The sequence below is a fragment of the Actinoplanes sp. NPDC051405 genome (genome assembly GCF_055586185.1).
On record NZ_JBVJIR010000012.1, the window covers coordinates 67,615 to 85,932 of the forward strand.

Here is an 18,318-nt window from a genome sequence, read left to right on the forward strand (position 1 = left end):
GAATCGAAGTCCACTAGTTGACTATGGGATTGGTTGTCGTCGTGATCTTCCGGATCGATCGTCGGACCGGGACCGCCGTGTACGCCCAGCTGATGCAGCAGGTGCGCCAGGCGATCCGGATGGGCCGGCTGGCGCCCGGTGACCAGCTGCCGACCGCTCGTGAGGTCGCCGAGAGCGCCCGCATCAATCCCAACACCGTCCTCAAGGCGTACCGGGAGCTGGAGGTGGCCGGGCTCGTGGAGGCGCGGCAAGGGTCCGGCACGTTCGTCCGGGAGCACCTGGCGCCGCTGCCCGACAACCTCGAGGCGTTGCGGCGTGAGCTGGCCGCCTGGGCCACCCGGGCCCACGCAGCCGGTCTCGATGTCTCCGACATGCAGGCACTGGTCGCCGAGGTGGCAACGGGGACGGTTCCGGCCGGAGAGGAGACGGCCCGTGTCGGCTGACCGCAGACCGCCGGCGCTGGACGTCGACGGGGTCACCCACAGCTTCGGCCGGCGGCGCGCGCTGGACGACTGCTCGTTCACGGTGCCGGCCGGTGCGGTCACCGCGCTGGTCGGGCGCAACGGGGCGGGCAAGAGCACGCTGCTGCGCGCCGCCGCCGGGCTGCTGCGCCCGGACGGCGGCCAGGTGCGGGTGTTCGGCGAGCCCGCCGGTGACGGCTCACTGCCCCGGATCGGGTACGTGGCACAGCAGGCACCGTTGTATCCGATGCTGACAGTGGCGCAGACCCTCGCCCTCGGCAGCCGGCTCAACCCGCGCTGGGACCCCGCGTACGCGCAACGACTCACCGACGACGCGGCTCTGCCCGCCGCGGCTCGCGTGGGCACCCTCGCACCGGGGCACCGCAGCCGCCTGGCGGTGGTGATGGCATTGGCCAAGCGCCCCGATCTGCTGTTGCTGGACGAGCCGCTGGCCCCGCTCGACCCGGTCGCCCGCGCGGAGGTCGCCGGGACGATGATGGCCGACGTCGCCGAGCGCGGCACGACCGTGGTGCTATCGTCGCATGTGGTGGCCGACATCGACGGCGTCTGCGACCACGTCGTGGTGCTGGCCGAGGGGCGGGTACGCCTGGCCGCCGAGGTGGAGGCGGCGCTGGCCGGCCATCTGGTCGCGGTGGGCGCCGGCATCGAGTTCAGCGCGTTCGACAGCTCAGAGGTCGTCGAGGTGCGCGCCGCGGGCGCTGACGCCACCGCCCTGATCAGACCGGCCGGGTCAGCCCCGGCCGGAGGCCTGGCTTGGCACCGGCCCACGTTGGAAGAACTGCTCCTCGGCTACCTGAGGGCGGCCGGACCGGAGCCGACGCGAAAGGTCCCCACCGCATGAACTGGCTCGCCCTGCGTCTGCTGCGGCCGTACCTGACCGTCGCGGCCGCTCTGAGCGCGGTCTCGACGGCGTTCGTCCTCGTCGGCGCCCGCGTCATCCAGCAGCAGGTAGACGCGCACGGCATCGTGATCGAGGCCTACGCGCCGGACCGCACCGGCCTGTGCGAGCAGGCCGTCAGCTGCCTGCCCGCGGGCGCGGCGACGAACCTGGGACAGGCCATCGCGCTCGTCGCCGCGTTCGTGCCGTTGCTGATCGCGCTGATCCTGGGCGTGCCGCTGTTCGCCCGGGAGCGGGACGAGTCGACCGACGCCTTCGTGCTCACCCAGTCGGTGCCCCGGTCGCGCTGGCTGTCCGCCAAGCTCTTCTGGGCCCTGACGGCCGGCGCGCTCGGCACGGCCGCGGTCGCGATCACCTTCCGCCTGGCGGCCGCCCGGTACGCGCTGGTCGTCGACGGTCTCGGCTACGGCCTGCTGCGGGAGGTCCACAAGAACAGCATCGGCTTCATGGTGATGCAGACGGTCTTCATCACCGCCCTGGCCGGCATGGTCGGGCTGGCCGGCGGTCGCACGCTGCGCACCTTGGTGGTGTCCGTCGTGGCGTGGCCGGTGGCGCTCGTCGTCGCGCAGCTCGGTGGCCTGCTGCTCGGGCTGCTGGCCTACCTGCTGACGTCCTGGTCCGGGACGCTCTCCCAGCTGCTCGGGACACAGACCGAGAACGAGACCGCCGCCTTCGCGGCCCTCGCCCTCGCGGCCGGAACCGGCGTCGCCGTGCTGATCGGACGACGGATCCTCACCGGTACCACGGCCCGATCCTAGGTGTTCCGGGCGGCCACGAATCAGCGCACGTTGTCGAGCATTCTCTGTATCTCGCCGATGACCATCGCCGGTTGATCAGTCTGGATGTGGTGACGCGAGTCGACGTACCGCAACTCGCCCCGGGGTAGTCGTTCGGTGAAGTCCTGCAGTGCCTTCTTCCTGGCCGCCAGCTCGGCTTTCCTGACCTCCAGCTCCAGCTCGGCCGGCGGGTAGCCCAGGTCGGTCGCGGCCAGGACGAGGACGGGGACGGCCGGGATTTTCGCCACAAGCGCGTCAGCCTGCGGCAGTGTCTCCAGGAAGTCCACATGCTCGGAATTCTTCGCCAGCGCGGCCAGCCCCGCCGAGCGTTCCGGTTCGGGGACCAAGGCGTATTGCTCGGCCTGGTCCGGCAGGGAGGGATCGATCAGCACCAGCCCGCCTATCCCGGCGGGATAGGTACCTGCGTACATGGCCACCAGGAGCCCGCCGAGCGAATGCCCGACCAGGATGTACGGCGCGGGCAGGGCGGCGACGTCGAGCAGAGCGTGCAGGTCACGAACGCTGTCCTTGCCGGTGTGCCGGGCCGCGACCCGATCACTGACCCCCGCGTTCACCCGGTCATAGGCGCAGGTCCGGACATCAGGAAACGCCTCGGCGACGCCGGTCTGGAACCACGTTCCCAGATTGTCGCCCAGCCCGTGCTCGAACACGATCGTGGGTGACCCGGTGCCCCGGCAGCGGAGGTTGAGTTCGTACCCGCCGACATCCGCCCGCGTGGAGACCCAGCTCGCGGTGGCCTGCGCCGATGCCGCTCCCACCCGCACGGTCGTGCCGGACAGTGCCTTGGCGACGAGAGCGGATTCCGACGTCGTCGGTCCTAGACGAAGGCGCTCAGGCCGGTCACCGCGCGGCCCACGATCATCGTGTTGATCTCGCGGGTGCCCTCGTACGAGTACAGCGCCTCGGCGTCGGCCACGAAGCGGCCGATGTCGTAGTCCAGCACGATGCCGTTGCCGGCCAGGATCTCGCGGGCCCAGCCGACCACCTCACGCATCCGGGTCGTCGTGTACGCCTTGGCCAGCGCCGAGTGCTCGTCGCGGAACTCGCCCGCGTCCTGCAGCTGGGTCAGCCGGACCACCATGCCCAGCGACGAGGTGACGTTGCCGAGCATGCGGACGAGCAGGTCCTGGACCAGCTGGAAGGAGCCGATCGGGCGGCCGAACTGCTCGCGCTCCTTGGCGTAGGCCAACGCGATCTCGTACGCCGCCAGCATGACCCCGACCGCCTGCCAGGCCACCCCGCTGCGGGTCTGCCGCAGGATCTTCGCGGTGTCCTTGAAGGTGTTGGCGTTCTGCAGCCGGTCCGCCTCGGGCACCACGCACTCCGTGAAGGTGATGTCGGCGTTCTGCACGATCCGCAGGGCGATCTTGTTCTCGATCTTCGTGGCGGTGAAGCCGGGGGTGTCCTTGCCGACGACGAAACCCTTGACCTGGTTGTCGGCGACGTCGCGGGCCCAGACCACGGTCAGGTCGGCGAAGGTGGCGTTGCCGATCCAGCGCTTCTGCCCGTTCAGCACCCAGTGGTCGCCGTCGCGGCGGGCCGTCGTGCGCAGGCCCGCGGCCACGTCCGAGCCGCCGGTCGGCTCGGTCAGGGCGAACGCCCCGATCTTGTCGAAGCCGGCCATCGCCGGCAGCCAGCGTTCCCGCTGCTCGGGCGAGCCGCAGGTCTCGATGCTGCCCATCGCCAGCCCGGCGTGCACGCCGAAGAACGTCGCCATGGAGGCGTCCGCGTGTCCCATCTCCATCGCCAGCCAGCCGGAGAGCAGGTTCGACTGCTTGCGCCCGGCCAGGGCCAGCCCGGCGAAGCCCTTGATCAGCTGGTACGGGAACTCGGCGCGGGCCCAGTGGTCGTTCGCGATCGGCACGACCTCGGCGGCCAGGAACGCGCGGACCCGTTCGACGACGGCGGCCTCCTCGGCGTTCAGCAGGTCCTGAAAGCGGTACAGATCTCCTACCAGCAGCTCCGACATGGGATTCGTATACCCAGGTGACGGCCTCACTAGACTGTGACTCCATGCTCACCATGCAGGACGCCCTCGCCCGCCTCACCGCGTACTGGACCGATCAGGGCTGCCTGGTCGTGCAGCCGATGAACACCGAGGTCGGCGCCGGGACCCTGAATCCCGCGACCTTCCTGCGGGTGCTCGGGCCGGAACCGTGGCGGGTCGTCTACGTCGAGCCGTCCGTGCGCCCCGACGACTCCCGCTACGGCGAGAACCCGAACCGGTTGCAGACCCACACCCAGCTCCAGGTGATCCTCAAGCCCGATCCCGGCAACCCGCAGGAGCTCTACCTGGGCAGCCTCACCGCGCTCGGCATCGACGTGGGCGCGCACGACGTGCGGTTCGTCGAGGACAACTGGGCTGCCCCCGCACTGGGGGCCTGGGGCCTGGGCTGGGAGGTGTGGCTGGACGGGCTGGAGATCACCCAGTTCACCTACCTCCAGCAGGCCGGCGGGGGGAATCTGGACCCGCCGTCGGTGGAGATCACCTACGGCATCGAGCGGATCATCATGGCGCTGCAGGGCGTCACTCATTTCAAGGACATCGCGTACGCCCAGGGCGTCAGCTACGGCGAGGTCTTCGGCCAGGCCGAGTACGAGATGTCCCGCTACTACCTCGACGACGCCGACGTGGCGACCAACCGCCGGCTGCTCGAGCTGTACGCGGCCGAGGCGCAGCGGCTGATCGACGAGGGCCTGCCGGTGCCCGCGCACACGTACGTGCTCAAGTGCTCGCACGCGTTCAACGTGCTCGACTCGCGCGGCGCGGTGTCCACCGCCGACCGCGCCGCCGAGTTCGCCCGGATGCGCCGCCTCGCCGGTGAGGTCGCCCGGCTGTGGATGGCCCGCCGCGACGAGCTCGGTCACCCGCTCGGCCTGGTCAGCCCGCTGCCCCCGGCCGCCGCTTTCGAGGCCGCTCCGGCCGGTGACACGCCGCGGACGCTGGTCTTCGAGGTCGGCACCGAGGAGATGCCGCCCAGCGAGGCCCGCGCCGCCCGCACCCACGTGCAGCGCGAGCTCACCGAACGGCTCGGCGGCACCCGGCTCGCGTACGGCGACGTACGGGTGCACGCCACGCCGCGGCGGCTGATCGCCGTGGTCACCGAGGTCGCCGCCCGCGAGCAGGACCACGTCCGTACGGTCAAGGGCCCCAAGGCCGGTGCGCCGGCGAAGGCCGTCGAGGGTTTCGCCCGCTCCCAGGGTGTGCCGGTGGAGTCGCTGGAAACGGCCGAGCTCAACGGCGTACAGCATCTGGTCGTGCGCCGGCAGGAGGCCGGTCGCGCGGCACCCGCCGTGCTGGCCGACGTGCTGGCGAAGGTGGCCGGCAGCCTGCGCTCGGCGAAGAACATGCGCTGGAACGACCCGCAGCTCGCCTTCACCCGGCCGATCCGCTGGCTGGTCGCGCTGTGGGGCGACGAGGTGGTCCCGCTCGCCGTGTCCGCGCTGCTGGCCGGGCGCGAGACGCGGGTCCTGCGCACCGCCGCGCAGCCGGCGATCAGCGTGACCTCGGCGGAGACGTTCATGGAGACGCTCGCGGTCAACGGGATCGTCGCCGACGCCGAGGACCGCCGCGAGCTCATCGTCACCGGCGCGCAGGACCTGGTCTGGGACACCGGCCGGATCGACGTCGCGGGCGAGAGTGCGCTGATCGACCAGATCACCTACCTGGTGGAGCAGCCGACGCCGCTGCTCGGCACCTTCGACGAGAAGTATCTGGAGCTGCCCGCCGCGGTGCTCACCACGGTGATGCGCAAACACCAGCGGTACCTGCCGGTCCGCGACGCCGACGGCACGCTGCTGCCGATGTTCGTCACGGTCGCCAACGGCCCGGTCGACGTCGAGCGGGTCCGCACCGGCAACGAGGCCGTGCTGCGCGCCCGCTACGAGGACGCGGCGTTCTTCTACCGCGCCGACCGGCAGACCCCGCTCGCGGCGATGCGCGACAAGCTGCAGCGGCTGACCTTCACCGACAAGCTGGGCTCGATGGCCGACCGGGCCGCGCGGATCGCCGAGCTGGCCGTTTCGCTGGCCCCGCGGCCATCGGCCACTCTGGAGCGCGCCGCGCAGCTGGTCAAGTTCGACCTCGGCTCGCAGCTGGTCACCGAGATGACCAGCCTGGCGGGCATCATGGCCCGCGACTATGCGCTCAACGCCGGCGAGACCCCCGCGGTCGCACAGGCGGTCTACGAGGCCGAGCTGCCGCGCAGCGCCGGCGACGACCTGCCGGCCTCGGTGCCGGGCGCGCTGCTGTCGCTCGCCGACCGGCTCGACCTGGTGGCCGGGCTGGCCGCGACGGTCGGGCTGCCGACCGGCAGCAGCGACCCGTTCGCGGTACGCCGGGCGGTGCTCGGCCTGCTCGCCGTGCACCGCGCGCACCCGGAGCTGACCGGCATCGACCTCACCGCCGCGCTGGCCGCCGCGGGCGCCCTGCAGCCGGTCGAGGTGCCGGATGCGGTGCTCGCGGACGCCGGCGAGTTCCTGGCCAGGCGCCTGGAGCAGGTGCTGGTCGAGGAGGGCCACCCGGTGGACCGGGTCCGGGCGGTGCTGCCGCACGCGGGCCGGCCGGCCTTCGCGGACCTGCTGCTCGCGCAGCTGGGCCGGCTGATCGCCGACCCGCAGTTCCTGGCCCTGGCCGAGGCGATCCAGCGGGCCCGGCGGATCGTGCCGGACGGCACGCCGGCGCAGTACGACCCGGCGGTGCTCAAGGAGCCGGCCGAGGTCACGCTGCACGAGACGGTCCAGGCCGTACGCGGTGAGCTGCCCGCCGACGCCGACCTGAGCCGCTTCACCACGGTCGCGGGACCGCTCACCACCCCGGTCAACGCGTTCTTCGACGACGTCTTCGTGATGGCGGACGACCCGGCGCTGCGCTCGGCCCGGCTCGGGCTGCTGGCCACGGTCCGCGACCTGGGCGCCGGCCTGCTCGACTGGCCGCAGCTGCGCCTCTGAGCCGTTCGGTCAGGCGGCGCGGGGCAGGCGGTCGGGCAGGGTCAGCGTGACCCGGTCGAGGCGCTCGCCGTCCACCGCGTACTGGGCGTGCAACGCGAAGCCGGCCAGCATCCAGCGGTCCCACGGGCCGTAGTCGCCCAGGAAGCGGTCCCGGTACGGGTCACCCTGCTCGTCGGGGTGACCCAGGGCCGCCCACAGCTGCGTGCGCCGCGGGATGCTGCCCGCCCCGCCCGGGATCTCACCCTGGAACGAGGTGAATCCGTCGTCGCCGTGGAAGTGCAGGAAGACCGTGGTGACCAGGCCGTGCGCGTCGGCGGCGAGCTCCACCCCGGCGTCGCGGGACAGGTACGAGCGGGAGAGCCCGGAGCCGACCGCCGCGCCGGACCGCGGGATGAGGCCGTACTCCTGGCAGATCTGCTGGACGCGCGCCTCGAGCACGGTGCGGCCGAGCAGCAGGGTCAGGTCGGTGCGCCCGACCGGCCGGGGCGCGACCGGCTGGTCCGGGACCGGCTCGGCAACCACCCGTGCGGGTGACGGCGCGGCCGCCGGCGGGGCGGGCGGTGAGGTGGGCAGTCCGACCGGATCGACGTTGGCCCGGCGGGCGTGGGCCGGCTCGAAGAGGGGCTCGTTGGAGCCGCCGGGACGCGGGCCGGTCTTGGTGCCGTACCGGTCCTCGGGCCGGGCGGGCCTGGTCACGGCCTCCCCGGCCTGCCGATTCTGATCGGCGCGACGCTCGAGAAATCCCATGGTGACACTCCACGAAGGCTTTTCACTGTGAGCGTTCGGACCACAACCCTAAGCCGATCTTCGCCGGAACCTCAAGGGGACGAAGGGGCAGCGGACCGGACCATCTGGACGACCATGACGTTCCCCGCGCCCCGTCCCGGTACACCCTGCCCCGTGAAGTGATCATCACCGACGGTTCCTCACGAGGCGTTTGCCCGGCCGCCACGGCGACTTCGCCTGCCGGTCGGAGTGATCGCCTGAACTCGCTGCGGGGAGGCCCGGCGACGGTCGCCGGCGGATCCCGTGGAGGAACCGTGGCAGATCGCCGACAGGTGCTGCGCTTCGGCGCGCTGGCCGCCGGCGTACCGGCTGTGCTCGGGGCGGCGGCCACGCCCGCCCTCGCCACCGTCGAGCTCGGCGGGCACGGCGGTGGGCGGGGCCCGCTGGTCGTGGGCCACCGGGGCGCGTCGGGCTACCGGCCGGAGCACACCCTGGCCTCGTACGAGCTGGCCGCCCGGATGGGCGCCGACTTCATCGAGCCCGACCTGGTCATCACCAAGGACCGCGTCCTGGTCGCCCGGCACGAGCCGGAGATCGGCGGCACCACCGACGTCGCGTCGCGGCCCGAGTTCGCCGCCCGCAAGCGCACGGTGCTGCTGGACGGGGTGTCGGTGACCGGCTGGTTCACCCACGACTTCACCCTGGCGGAGCTCAAGACGCTGCGCGCCGTCGAGCGCATCCCTCAGCTGCGCCAGCACAACACGCTGTACAACGGGCTGTTCGAGGTGCCGACCTTCCAGGAGGTGCTGGACCTGCGCAAGCGGCTCTCCCGGGAGCTGGACCGCGAGATCGGCGTCTTCCCGGAGACCAAGCACCCGACCTACTTCCGCGGCCTGGGCCTGGAGCTGGAGGCGCCGCTGGTACGCGCACTGCGCCGCAACGGGCTGGACCGGGCCGACGCCAAGGTGTTCGTGCAGTCGTTCGAGGCGACGAACCTGGCCGCGCTGCGCACCCGGTACAAGCTGCGGGCGCCGCAGGTGTTCCTGACCAGCGCGTCCGGCCGGCCGTTCGGCGACCCGAAGACCTACGCGGAATACCTGACCCCGGCGGGCCTGCGCGGGCTGTCCCGCTACGTCGACGGCATCGGACCGGACAAGGCCCAGGTGATCCCGCGCCGGGCCGACGACACCCTGGGTACGCCGACCAGCCTGGTCACCGACGCGCACGCGGCCGGACTCAAGGTCATCCCGTACACGTTCCGGGCGGAGAACCAGTTCCTGCCGGCCGACTACCGGACCGGCACCGACGCGGCGGCCTGGGGCCGGGCCATCGACGAGCAGGTGACGTTCCTGCGGACCGGCCTGGACGGCCTGTTCACCGACCAGCCCGACATCGGCGTGCTGGCCCGCGCCGCCGCCCTCGCCCGCGTCTGAGCCCGCCCGGCTCCGACCTCGCCCGCAGCCGACCTGGCCGCGGTGGGGCGGGCCGCGGCGGGGCGGGCCGCGGCGGGGCGGGCCGCGGCGGGGCGGGCCGCGGCGGGGCGGGGCGCGGCGCGGCGCGGCGCGGCGGGGTCAGCCGGCCAGCCGGCGGACCAGCTCGGTGCGGGAGCGCACCCCCAGCCGGGCGAAGACGTTCCGCAGGTGGTGGTCGATCGTGCGGGGGCTGAGGAAGAGCTGCTGGGCGATCTCCCGGTTGGTGGCCCCGTCGGCCACCAGCCGGGCGATCCGCTCCTGCTGAGCGGTCAGCTCCCGGGCCCCGGCCGGATCCGGCGGCACGGGGGCCCCGGCCGCCCGCAGCTCCACATCGGCCTGCGCGGCCCACGGCCCGGCCTGCAGCAGCCGGAACGTCTCGACCGCACTGTGCAGGTGCTCGCGCGCAGCCCCGGGCCGCCGCCGACGCCGCAGGTCACGGCCGAACAGCAGCTCGGTGTGCGCCCGGGCGAAGTCGGCGTCCCCGCGGTCGTGCTGGCGCAGCGCCTCCCGGAAGTGTTCCTCGGCGGCCTGGGGCTCCGCGGAGCGCAACGCCCGGCACCGTGACCGCAGCGCCAGCCAGGCCGGTTGCCCGGTCCCGGCGGTCCACCGGTCGAACGGCTCGAACGCCCGGTCCAGCGCCGCCGTCCGCGCGTCGGAGCCGGACATGCGAGTGGGCGGGTCGCAGCGCCACACCGCCTCGACCAGGTGCGGGGTGGCCGCCACCTGCACGATCAGGTTGCCCCGGGCGCTCGCCGCGACGACCAGGGCGCCCAGCCGTTCGACCGTCCGGCGGGGCCGGCCCTCGACCAGGTCCAGCAGCGCGAGCGCCCACTGGCACAGCGCCCGCGCCTCGCCGGGGCCCTGCACGGTGTCCCCCGCGCCGGCCTCGCGGATCCGCAGCACACAGCTCTCCCGGTCGCCGACCAGCGCGGCGAGCACCGCCAGGACGCCGAGCTGGCTGCGGACCAGGGCGGGCTGGCCGGTGGCCCGGGCCAGGGCGGCGCCCTCGGTGGCGGCGGTGGTGGCGGCCTCGTAGTGCCCCTCGGCGAGCCCGGCGTACGCGGTGATCTCCAGGGCCTGCGGCACCAGGGTGACCTCGCCGCGGTCGCGGGCCAGGGTGATCGCCCGGCCGGCCAGCGTGCGGGCGCGGGAGTCGTCGCCGACCAGGATTCCGGCCCCGGCGGCGCGGATCAGGGCCGCGGGCTCCTCGACGCGGGCGGCGAGCCGGAGCACGTCGCGCAGGCGGGCGAACGCGGTGTCGTGCTCGCCCGCGTACATGTCGGCGAGCCCGGCGACCTGCTGGTAGGCCAGCGCCACCGGGGCCGGTTCGTCGCCGCGGCGCAGGGCCAGGGCCCGCCGGGCGACCACGCGGTAGTGACCGTGATCCCCGGCCAGGTGCACCGCCTCCCCGGCGAGCAGCAGGGCTTCGAGCGCGGCCGGGACGTCGTCCGGCACCAGGTGCGCGGCCGCGTCCAGCAGCATGTCGCGGGCGGTGGCCGGGTCACCCTCACGGAGTTCCATCTCGCCGGTCAGGCCGCCGGCCCGGGCCCGCGCCCGCGGGCGCCGGCTGACCCGGCGCAGCAGCATTCCGGCCTGTTGCCGCTCCCCCGCCAGCCACGCCTGCCGGGCGGCGGCGACCATCGATCCGGCGGCCGCGTCCGGGTCCGCGGTCAGTTCGGCGGCATACCGGTACGCGGCCGACGCCGTCCGCGGTGGACCGTCAGCGGCGGCCGTGAGCAGGTCGCGGGACAGGTCCTCGTCGGCTCCCACGGCCGCGGCGGCCCGGTGCACGAGCCCGCGCAGCCGTTCGCCATGCCGGTCGAGCACCACGGCGAGCAGGCTGTGCGCCGCGCGCCGGGCGGCCAGCGGAGCGTCGTAGTAGACGACTGCGCGCAGCACCGCGGGCGTGAACTCCACGGCGCCGGAGGTGACCGAGACCAGGCCGGCCTGCTCGGCGACCGCGAGGGATTCCGCGGCCCCGGCGGCCAGCAGTTCGCCGGGAGCCAGGTCCGGGTCCGTGGCGGCGAGCAGCAGCGCGTGGCGGGTGCGCGCCGGCAGCACAGCGAGGGCGGCCCGGCACCGGCGGCCGAGCGGGCCGGCGGCGGGCAGGGTGCAGGGTGGTGGCTGGGTGCCGCGTACCTGCTCCGGGGTGAGGGTCCCGGCGACCTCTTGCAGCACGGCCGGGTCGCCACCGGCCAGGGTGAGCACCGCGGCGGCGACCTCGGCCGGCAGGCCCGGGACCAGCTCGGCGAGCAGGGCCCGGAGCGCCACGTCGTCACGCGCGGCGTCCCGGCCGTACCGGAAGGCTTCTTGCACTATCGGTGCAATTACCATGCGACACAGTGTCGGCCGGTCCGCCCGCGCAGGCAAGACCGCTGATTTCATCGATGTGTCAAAAGTGTTGCCGATCAGGCCGGCTTGATCCAGTCGAAGGTGCGCTCGACGGCGCGCCGCCAGTTGTCGTACTCGCGGTCGCGGACGGCCGGGTCCATCGCCGGCATCCACTGGGCCGCGCGGTGCCAGTTGCGCCGCAGGTCCTCCAGGTCCGGCCAGTGCCCGACGGCCAGGCCGGCCGCGTACGCCGCCCCGAGCGACACCGTCTCGCTGGCCAGCGGGCGGACCACCGGCACGTCCAGGACGTCCGCGATGAACTGCATGAGCAGATTGTCGGCCGTCATCCCACCGTCCACCTTGAGCGTGGTCATGGCCAGGCCGGAGTCGGCGTTCATCGCGTCGACCACCTCGCGGGTCTGCCAGGCGGTCGCCTCCAGCACCGCCCGGGCCAGGTGACCCTTGGTGATGTACGAGGTCAGCCCCACGATCACCCCGCGCGCCTCGCTGCGCCAGTGCGGGGCGTACAGGCCGGAGAACGCCGGGACGATGTAACAACCGCCGTTGTCGTCGACGGTCCGGGCCAGCGTCTCGATCTCGGGCGCGGTGGCGATCAGTTCGAGCTGGTCACGGAACCACTGCACCAGCGAGCCGGTGATCGCGATCGAGCCCTCGAGGGCGTACTGGGCCGGTTCGCCGGCGAGCTGGTACGCGACCGTGGTGAGCAGCCCGTGCGTCGAGCGGACGAGCTCCGTACCGGTGTTGAGCAGCAGGAAGCTGCCGGTGCCGTACGTGCATTTGGCCTCGCCCGGGGTGAAGCAGGTCTGCCCGAACAGCGCCGCCTGCTGGTCGCCCAGCGCCGCCCCGATCCGCACCCCGGGGAACGCCGCGGTGGCCGTGCCGAACACCCCGACCGACGGGCGCACCTCGGGCAGCATGGCCCGCGGCACGCCGAAGAACTCGCACGCCTGCTCGGACCATTGCAGGGTGCGCACGTCGAGCAGCATGGTCCGGCCGGCGTTGGTCACGTCGGTGACGTGCAGCCCGCCGGTCAGGTTCCAGATCAGCCAGGTCTCCATCGTGCCGAACAGCACGTCCCCGCGTTCGGCGCGTTCCCGCAGGCCGGGGGTGTGGTTCAGGATCCAGGTGAGGCGCGGGCCGGAGAAGTAGGTGGCCAGCGGCAGCCCGCTGCGGTGCTGCACCTCGTCCGCCCCGGGCTCGCCCAGCAGGGTGTTGACCAGGGTGTCGGTACGGGTGTCCTGCCAGACCACGGCCCGCCCGATCGGCACCCCGGTGCGCCGGTCCCAGAGCACCGTGGTCTCCCGCTGGTTGGCGATGCCGACCGCGGCGACCTGGTCGGTGCTGATCCCGGCCCGGCTCAGCGCGAGCGGGGCCAGCCGTTCCACGTTGCGCCAGATCTCCGCCGCGTCGTGCTCGACCCAGCCGGGCCGCGGGAAGTACTGCTTGTGCTCCTGCTGGGCCAGGGAGACGAGCTGGCCGCGCCGGTCGAAGACGATGCACCGCGTCGACGTGGTGCCCTGGTCGATCGCGATGACGTAGCTCTCGGTCATGGTCCCTCCCCTGCCAAATCGGGCTTTTGCATGGGTTTTCCGCCGCGGGTCAGCTCAGTGCCGGGCGGCTCCGAGGTCCCGGGAGACCGCGCGGGCGGCGTCCCGGACGTAGCCGACCAGTCGCGGGTGCGGCCGGTACCTGGTGTCGCAGATCCGTTCGACGAGCCCCGAGATGCCGATCGCGCCGACCACCAGGCCGCCGTACCCCCGGATCGGCGCGGCGATCGCCGCCTGCCCGAGGGTCAGCTCCTCGATCTCGGCCGCCCAGCCGGCCGCGCGTACCTCGTCGAGGGCGAGGGCCAGCTCGCGCGCGGCCACCACCGTGCGCCGGGTGAACTGCTCCAGCTCCCCCGGCGCCCCGGCCGACCGGTACGCGAGCAGCACCTTGCCCAGGGCGGTGGCGTGCAGCGGCAACAGCGCGCCGATGTCCAGGGTCTGGAACGTGTCGTCGGGCCGGAAAACGTGGTGCACGACCAGCACCCGTCCCTCCAGGACCGTGCCGATCCGGACGGCCTCCCCGCTGCGCGCGGCCAGCGGGTCGGCCCAGTTGATCGAGCGGGAACGCAGTTCGTTGATGTCGAGATAGCTGGTGCCCAGGTGCAGCAGGGCGGCGCCGAGCTGGTAGTGCCCGGACGCTTTGTCCTGTTCGACGAAGCCGACGACCTGCAGTGTGCGCAGGATGCCGTGGGTGGTGCCCTTGGCCAGATCGAGGGACCGGGCGATCTCCCCGAGACCGAGGCGGCCCGTGCCACCGGCGAGCATCCGCAGGATCGCGGCTGCTCGTTCGATGGACTGCACCGTCCCCGGCATGTTTCGGATGCTATGCCAATCCGTTACCGCGTGGTCACGTCCGACGTTCGACAATGCCGAACGGCGTTCATTGCCCGCCCCCGGTGCGCCTCCCTAGCGTCTGAGCACATCAGACCCTGGAGGGCACATGGCAGAACGTCTGAAGATCCCGGGACTACTCGGCGAATGCGCCGCCGAGTTCGCCGGGACCATGATCCTCATTCTCTTCGGCGTCGGCGTCGTCGCTCAGGTGGCGGGCGGCGGCATCGGCGACCACGACAGCATCGCCTGGGCGTGGGGGCTGGGCGTCATGCTCGGCGTCTACGTCGCGGGCCGGATCAGCGGCGCGCACCTCAACCCCGCCGTCACCATCGCGCTCGCGGTCTTCAAGGGCTTCGAGTGGCGCAAGGTGGCCCCGTACTCGCTCGCGCAGTTCCTCGGCGCCTTCGTCGCCGCCCTGCTGGTGCGGTGGAACTACACCGAGGTGCTGCACGCGGCCGACCCCGGACTGACCGTCAAGACCCAGGGCGTCTTCTCCACCCTGCCGGGCAACGGGACATTACCGGTCAGCGAGTGGGGTGCGCTGCGCGACCAGGTGATCGGCACCGCCATCCTGCTGTTCCTCATCCTGGCCATCACCGACGCGGCCGGTACGCCACCGGCAGCCAACCTGGCGCCGTTCGTCATCGGCCTGCTCGTGGTGGCCATCGGCATGGCGTGGGGCACCAACGCCGGCTACGCGATCAACCCCGCGCGTGACTTCGGACCGCGACTCGCCAGCTTCTTCACCGGTTACGGTGGCGCGTTCCGCGACCAGACGGGTTATCTGTACTTCTGGATCCCGATCGTCGGGCCCATCGTGGGCGGGATCCTCGGCGCCGGGCTCTACCAGGGCCTGGTCGGCCGGTTCCTGCCGTCCGCGGCCCCCCAGGAGCCGGGCGAGCTCCCGACCCCCCAACCCGAGCGCGTGGAGGCAAACCGTGGCTGATTTCGTCGGTGCTGTCGATCAGGGCACCACCAGCACCCGCTTCATGATCTTCGATCACGGCGGCAACGAGGTCGGCCGCCACCAGCTCGAGCACGAGCAGATCCTGCCGCAGGCCGGCTGGGTCGAGCACAACCCCATCGAGATCTGGGACCGGACCGTCTCGGTCATCCGTACCGCCATGCAGAAGGCCAACCTCCAGGCCAGTGACCTGGCCGCCCTGGGCATCACCAACCAGCGCGAGACCACCGTGGTCTGGGACCGGCGCACCGGGCGGCCCTACTACAACGCGATCGTCTGGCAGGACACCCGCACCGACCGGATCGCCTCGGCGCTGGACCGCGACGGACGCGGCGACGTGATCCGCCGCAAGGCCGGGCTGCCACCGGCGACGTACTTCTCCGGCGGCAAGATCCAGTGGATCCTGGAGAACGTCGACGGGGTCCGGGAGGCGGCCGAGCGCGGCGACGCCGTCTTCGGCAACACCGACAGCTGGCTGCTCTGGCACCTCACCGGCGGGGTCGAGGGCGGCAACCACATCACCGACGTGACCAACGCCAGCCGGACCATGCTGATGAACCTGGAGACCCTGGACTGGGACGACGAGCTGCTCGGGTTCTTCGACATCCCGCGGCAGATGCTGCCGGAGATCCGGCCGTCGTCCGACCCGAACACCTACGGCATGGCCCACGCGCCGGGCCCGCTGGGCGGCGACGTCCCGCTCACCGGCGACCTGGGCGACCAGCAGGCGGCCATGTTCGGCCAGGTCTGCTTCGCGCCCGGCGAGGCCAAGAACACCTACGGTACGGGCAACTTCATGCTCCTCAACACCGGTACCGAACTGGTCCGCTCGGACAACGGCCTGCTCACCACGGTCTGCTACAAGTTCGGCGACTCGGCCCCGGTCTACGCCCTGGAGGGCTCGATCGCGGTGACCGGCTCGGCCGTGCAGTGGCTGCGCGACCAGTTGCACATCATCAACTCGGCGGCCGAGAGCGAGACCCTGGCGTCGTCGGTGCCGGACAACGGTGGTGTGTCCTTCGTGCCGGCGTTCTCCGGGCTGTTCGCGCCGTACTGGCGCTCGGACGCGCGCGGCGCGATCGTCGGGCTGTCCCGGTTCAACACCGACGCGCACATCGCCCGGGCCACCCTCGAATCGATCTGCTACCAGAGCCGGGACGTGGTCGAGGCGATGGCGCAGGACTCCGGCGTGACGCTGGACGTGCTGAAGGTGGACGGCGGCATCACGGTCAACAACCTGTGCATGCAGATCCAGGCGGACGTGCTGGGCGTGCCGGTGAGCCGGCCGGTGGTCGCCGAGACCACCGCGCTGGGGGCCGCGTACGCCGCCGGGCTGGCGGTCGGCTTCTGGAAGAACACCGACGAGCTGCGCGAGAACTGGAACGAGTCGCAGCGCTGGCAGCCGGCCTGGTCCGAAGAACAGCGGGAAAAGGGGTACGGCCAATGGAAGAAGGCCGTCCAGCGCACTCTCGATTGGGTAGACGTTGACTGACACGACCCTCTCACCGGCCGGCCGGGAAGCGGCACTGACCGCCCTGGCCGGCGACGAGGTCGACGTGCTCGTCGTGGGTGGCGGGGTGGTGGGCGCCGGCAGCGCCCTCGACGCCGCCACCCGCGGTCTTTCCGTCGGCCTGCTCGAGGCGCGCGACTTCGCCTCGGGCACGTCCAGCCGGTCCAGCAAGCTCATCCACGGCGGCCTGCGCTACCTGGAGATGCTGGACTTCGGGCTGGTCCGCGAGGCACTGCGGGAACGCGGCCTCATCCTGACCCGGCTGGCGCCGCACCTGGCCCGGCCGGTGCCCTTCCTCTATCCGTTGCAGCACCGCGGCTGGGAGCGCCTGTACGCCGGCGCCGGGGTGCTGCTCTACGACACGATGGCCGCGGCGGCACCCGGCCTGCCCCGGCACCGGCACCTGTCGCGGCGTGGCGCGCTGCGGGCCTGCCCGGCGTTGCGCCGCGACGCGCTGGTCGGCGCGCTGCAGTACTACGACGCGCAGATCGACGACGCCCGGCACACCATGTTCCTGGCCCGGACGGCCGCCGCGTACGGCGCGCACGTCGCGTCCCGTACCGAGGTGGTCGGTTTCCTCCGCGAGGGTGAGCGGGTCACCGGCGTACGGGTGCACGACCTGGAGCACGACCGCACCTTCGAGGTACGCGCCCAGCAGGTCATCAACGCGACCGGCGTGTGGACCGACGACACCCAGGCGCTGGTCGGCGAGCGCGGCCAGTTCCACGTCCGCGCCTCCAAGGGGATCCACCTGGTGGTGCCCCGCGACCGGATCCAGTCGAACACCGGGCTGATCAGCCGCACGCCGACCAGCGTGCTGTTCATCATCCCGTGGGGCCGGCACTGGATCATCGGCACCACCGACACCGACTGGGCGCTGGACAAGGCCCACCCGGCGGCGTCGAGCACGGACATCGACTACCTGCTGGACCTGGTCAACAAGGTGCTCGCCACCCCGCTCACCCGCACCGACGTGCAGGGCGTCTACGCCGGGCTGCGCCCGCTGCTGTCCGGCGAGTCGGAGTCGACGTCGAAGCTGTCCCGCGAGCACACCGTGGCCAGCCCGACGCCGGGACTGGTCGTGGTGGCCGGCGGCAAGTACACGACGTACCGGGTGATGGGCCGCGACGCGGTCGACGCCGCGGTGCACGGGCTGGGCCGCTCGGTGCCGCGTTCCTGCACGGAACGGGTGCCGCTGCTGGGGGCGGAGGGCTACACCGCCCTGTGGAACCGCCGCCGCCTGCTGGCCGAGGAGTCCGGGCTGCACGTGGCCCGCATCGAGCACCTGCTGGGCCGCTACGGCTCACTGGTGCACGAGATCCTGGAGCTGATCGCCGGCGACAAGGACCTGGCCCGGCCGGTCGAGGGCGCGGAGGACCACCTGCGCGCCGAGCTCGCGTACGCGGCCAGCCACGAGGGGGCCCGGCATCTGGAGGACGTGCTCACCCGGCGTACCCGGATCTCGATCGAGACCTTCGACCGGGGTCTGGCCGCGGCGCCGGTGGCGGCGGAGCTGATGGGTGCGGTCCTCGGCTGGTCCGAGGAGCAGCAGCAGCGGGAGGTCGAGCACTACCGGCTCCGGGTGGAGGCCGAACGGGCCTCGCAGGAACAGCCCGACGACGAGACGGCGGACGCGGCCCGGCTGGGCGCCCCGGACGTCGTGCCGCTGCAGATGCAGTGACGGGCGGTTGATAGACGGAGATGAACGGCCGGTTCTGCGGTGCGCGACCTGGGCGCATCCGCAGGACCGGCCGTCCCCGTCGACCCGCCCTGGTCCGGTCATCGC

At 72.7% G+C, this 18,318-nt stretch carries 14 protein-coding genes; 8 read left to right on the forward strand and 6 right to left on the reverse strand.

The window, feature by feature from the left end:
- The first annotated feature begins 23 nt into the window (after positions 1-23).
- From ACZ6S4_RS25120 to ACZ6S4_RS25130, 3 genes are read left to right on the forward strand one after another with little or no spacing between them, the layout of a single operon-like run.
- Positions 24-443: a GntR family transcriptional regulator gene (locus ACZ6S4_RS25120; protein WP_465477246.1), complete on the forward strand. Its 420-nt coding sequence runs from the start codon at positions 24-26 to the stop codon at positions 441-443.
- A complete protein-coding gene (locus tag ACZ6S4_RS25125) occupies positions 433-1,323 on the forward strand; it encodes an ATP-binding cassette domain-containing protein (RefSeq protein ID WP_465477247.1) in 891 nt (296 codons plus the stop codon). Before ACZ6S4_RS25120 ends, ACZ6S4_RS25125 begins: the two co-directional genes overlap by 11 nt.
- On the forward strand, positions 1,320-2,138 hold the full coding sequence (locus ACZ6S4_RS25130) for a hypothetical protein (protein WP_465477248.1): 819 nt from the start codon (positions 1,320-1,322) through the stop codon (positions 2,136-2,138). The genes ACZ6S4_RS25125 and ACZ6S4_RS25130 overlap by 4 nt, the downstream gene beginning before the upstream one ends.
- Before the next feature lie 20 nt (positions 2,139-2,158).
- Here ACZ6S4_RS25130 and ACZ6S4_RS25135 read toward each other — a convergent pair whose 3' ends face one another.
- Together ACZ6S4_RS25135 and ACZ6S4_RS25140 are read right to left on the reverse strand one after the other, a co-directional pair.
- Positions 2,159-2,935, reverse strand: a complete 777-nt coding sequence (locus ACZ6S4_RS25135; RefSeq protein ID WP_465477249.1) for an alpha/beta fold hydrolase — start codon at positions 2,933-2,935, stop codon at positions 2,159-2,161.
- A 59-nt stretch (positions 2,936-2,994) separates the two neighbouring features.
- Positions 2,995-4,146 carry an acyl-CoA dehydrogenase family protein gene (locus ACZ6S4_RS25140; protein ID WP_465477250.1) on the reverse strand — a complete coding sequence of 384 codons (1,152 nt, stop codon included), beginning with the start codon at positions 4,144-4,146 and terminating at the stop codon, positions 2,995-2,997.
- A gap of 44 nt (positions 4,147-4,190) precedes the next feature.
- Between ACZ6S4_RS25140 and ACZ6S4_RS25145 the strand changes: the two genes are divergently transcribed.
- A complete protein-coding gene (locus ACZ6S4_RS25145; protein ID WP_465477251.1) occupies positions 4,191-7,127 on the forward strand; it encodes a glycine--tRNA ligase in 2,937 nt (978 codons plus the stop codon).
- A 9-nt stretch (positions 7,128-7,136) separates the two neighbouring features.
- Here ACZ6S4_RS25145 and ACZ6S4_RS25150 read toward each other — a convergent pair whose 3' ends face one another.
- Complete coding sequence (locus ACZ6S4_RS25150) at positions 7,137-7,874, reverse strand: hypothetical protein (RefSeq protein ID WP_465477252.1); 738 nt, start codon at positions 7,872-7,874, stop codon at positions 7,137-7,139.
- A gap of 293 nt (positions 7,875-8,167) precedes the next feature.
- Here ACZ6S4_RS25150 and ACZ6S4_RS25155 point away from each other — a divergent pair, with 293 nt between their 5' ends.
- Complete coding sequence (locus tag ACZ6S4_RS25155; protein ID WP_465477253.1) at positions 8,168-9,286, forward strand: glycerophosphodiester phosphodiesterase; 1,119 nt, start codon at positions 8,168-8,170, stop codon at positions 9,284-9,286.
- A gap of 138 nt (positions 9,287-9,424) precedes the next feature.
- On the opposite strand, the gene ACZ6S4_RS25160 is transcribed toward ACZ6S4_RS25155, so the two are convergent.
- The 3 genes from ACZ6S4_RS25160 to ACZ6S4_RS25170 form a co-directional block, all read right to left on the reverse strand.
- Positions 9,425-11,659 carry a LuxR C-terminal-related transcriptional regulator gene (locus tag ACZ6S4_RS25160; protein WP_465477254.1) on the reverse strand — a complete coding sequence of 745 codons (2,235 nt, stop codon included), beginning with the start codon at positions 11,657-11,659 and terminating at the stop codon, positions 9,425-9,427.
- A gap of 74 nt (positions 11,660-11,733) precedes the next feature.
- Positions 11,734-13,227 (reverse strand): glycerol kinase GlpK, encoded by a 1,494-nt coding sequence (gene glpK, locus ACZ6S4_RS25165; RefSeq protein WP_465477255.1) that lies wholly within the window; start codon positions 13,225-13,227, stop codon positions 11,734-11,736.
- A gap of 54 nt (positions 13,228-13,281) precedes the next feature.
- A complete protein-coding gene (locus ACZ6S4_RS25170; protein ID WP_465477256.1) occupies positions 13,282-14,037 on the reverse strand; it encodes an IclR family transcriptional regulator in 756 nt (251 codons plus the stop codon).
- Between the two features lie 127 nt (positions 14,038-14,164).
- On the opposite strand from ACZ6S4_RS25170, the gene ACZ6S4_RS25175 reads away from it, so the two are divergent.
- Genes ACZ6S4_RS25175 through ACZ6S4_RS25185 form a run of 3 tightly spaced genes read left to right on the forward strand, consistent with a single transcriptional unit; the run spans position 14,165 to position 18,213 of the window.
- Complete coding sequence (locus ACZ6S4_RS25175; RefSeq protein WP_465477257.1) at positions 14,165-15,004, forward strand: MIP/aquaporin family protein; 840 nt, start codon at positions 14,165-14,167, stop codon at positions 15,002-15,004.
- Positions 14,997-16,514, forward strand: a complete 1,518-nt coding sequence (gene glpK / locus ACZ6S4_RS25180) for a glycerol kinase GlpK (RefSeq protein ID WP_465477258.1) — start codon at positions 14,997-14,999, stop codon at positions 16,512-16,514. Before ACZ6S4_RS25175 ends, glpK (ACZ6S4_RS25180) begins: the two co-directional genes overlap by 8 nt.
- Entirely contained in the window at positions 16,507-18,213 is a 1,707-nt protein-coding gene (locus ACZ6S4_RS25185; RefSeq protein ID WP_465477259.1) for a glycerol-3-phosphate dehydrogenase/oxidase, read from the forward strand. The genes glpK (ACZ6S4_RS25180) and ACZ6S4_RS25185 overlap by 8 nt, the downstream gene beginning before the upstream one ends.
- Positions 18,214-18,318: the final 105 nt, after the last annotated feature.

What these genes read in the sequence shown, in the direction of transcription:
- ACZ6S4_RS25130 (WP_465477248.1), top strand. Translation starts at nt 1,320, where the DNA reads ATGAACTGGCTCGCCCTGCGTCTGCTGCGGCCGTACCTGACCGTCGCG.
- ACZ6S4_RS25175 (WP_465477257.1), top strand. Translation starts at nt 14,165, where the DNA reads ATGGCAGAACGTCTGAAGATCCCGGGACTACTCGGCGAATGCGCCGCC.
- ACZ6S4_RS25170 (WP_465477256.1), bottom strand. Translation starts at nt 14,037, where the DNA reads ATGCCGGGGACGGTGCAGTCCATCGAACGAGCAGCCGCGATCCTGCGG.
- glpK (WP_465477255.1), bottom strand. Translation starts at nt 13,227, where the DNA reads ATGACCGAGAGCTACGTCATCGCGATCGACCAGGGCACCACGTCGACG.
- ACZ6S4_RS25160 (WP_465477254.1), bottom strand. Translation starts at nt 11,659, where the DNA reads ATGGTAATTGCACCGATAGTGCAAGAAGCCTTCCGGTACGGCCGGGAC.
- ACZ6S4_RS25150 (WP_465477252.1), bottom strand. Translation starts at nt 7,874, where the DNA reads ATGGGATTTCTCGAGCGTCGCGCCGATCAGAATCGGCAGGCCGGGGAG.
- ACZ6S4_RS25145 (WP_465477251.1), top strand. Translation starts at nt 4,191, where the DNA reads ATGCTCACCATGCAGGACGCCCTCGCCCGCCTCACCGCGTACTGGACC.
- ACZ6S4_RS25140 (WP_465477250.1), bottom strand. Translation starts at nt 4,146, where the DNA reads ATGTCGGAGCTGCTGGTAGGAGATCTGTACCGCTTTCAGGACCTGCTG.
- ACZ6S4_RS25120 (WP_465477246.1), top strand. Translation starts at nt 24, where the DNA reads ATGGGATTGGTTGTCGTCGTGATCTTCCGGATCGATCGTCGGACCGGG.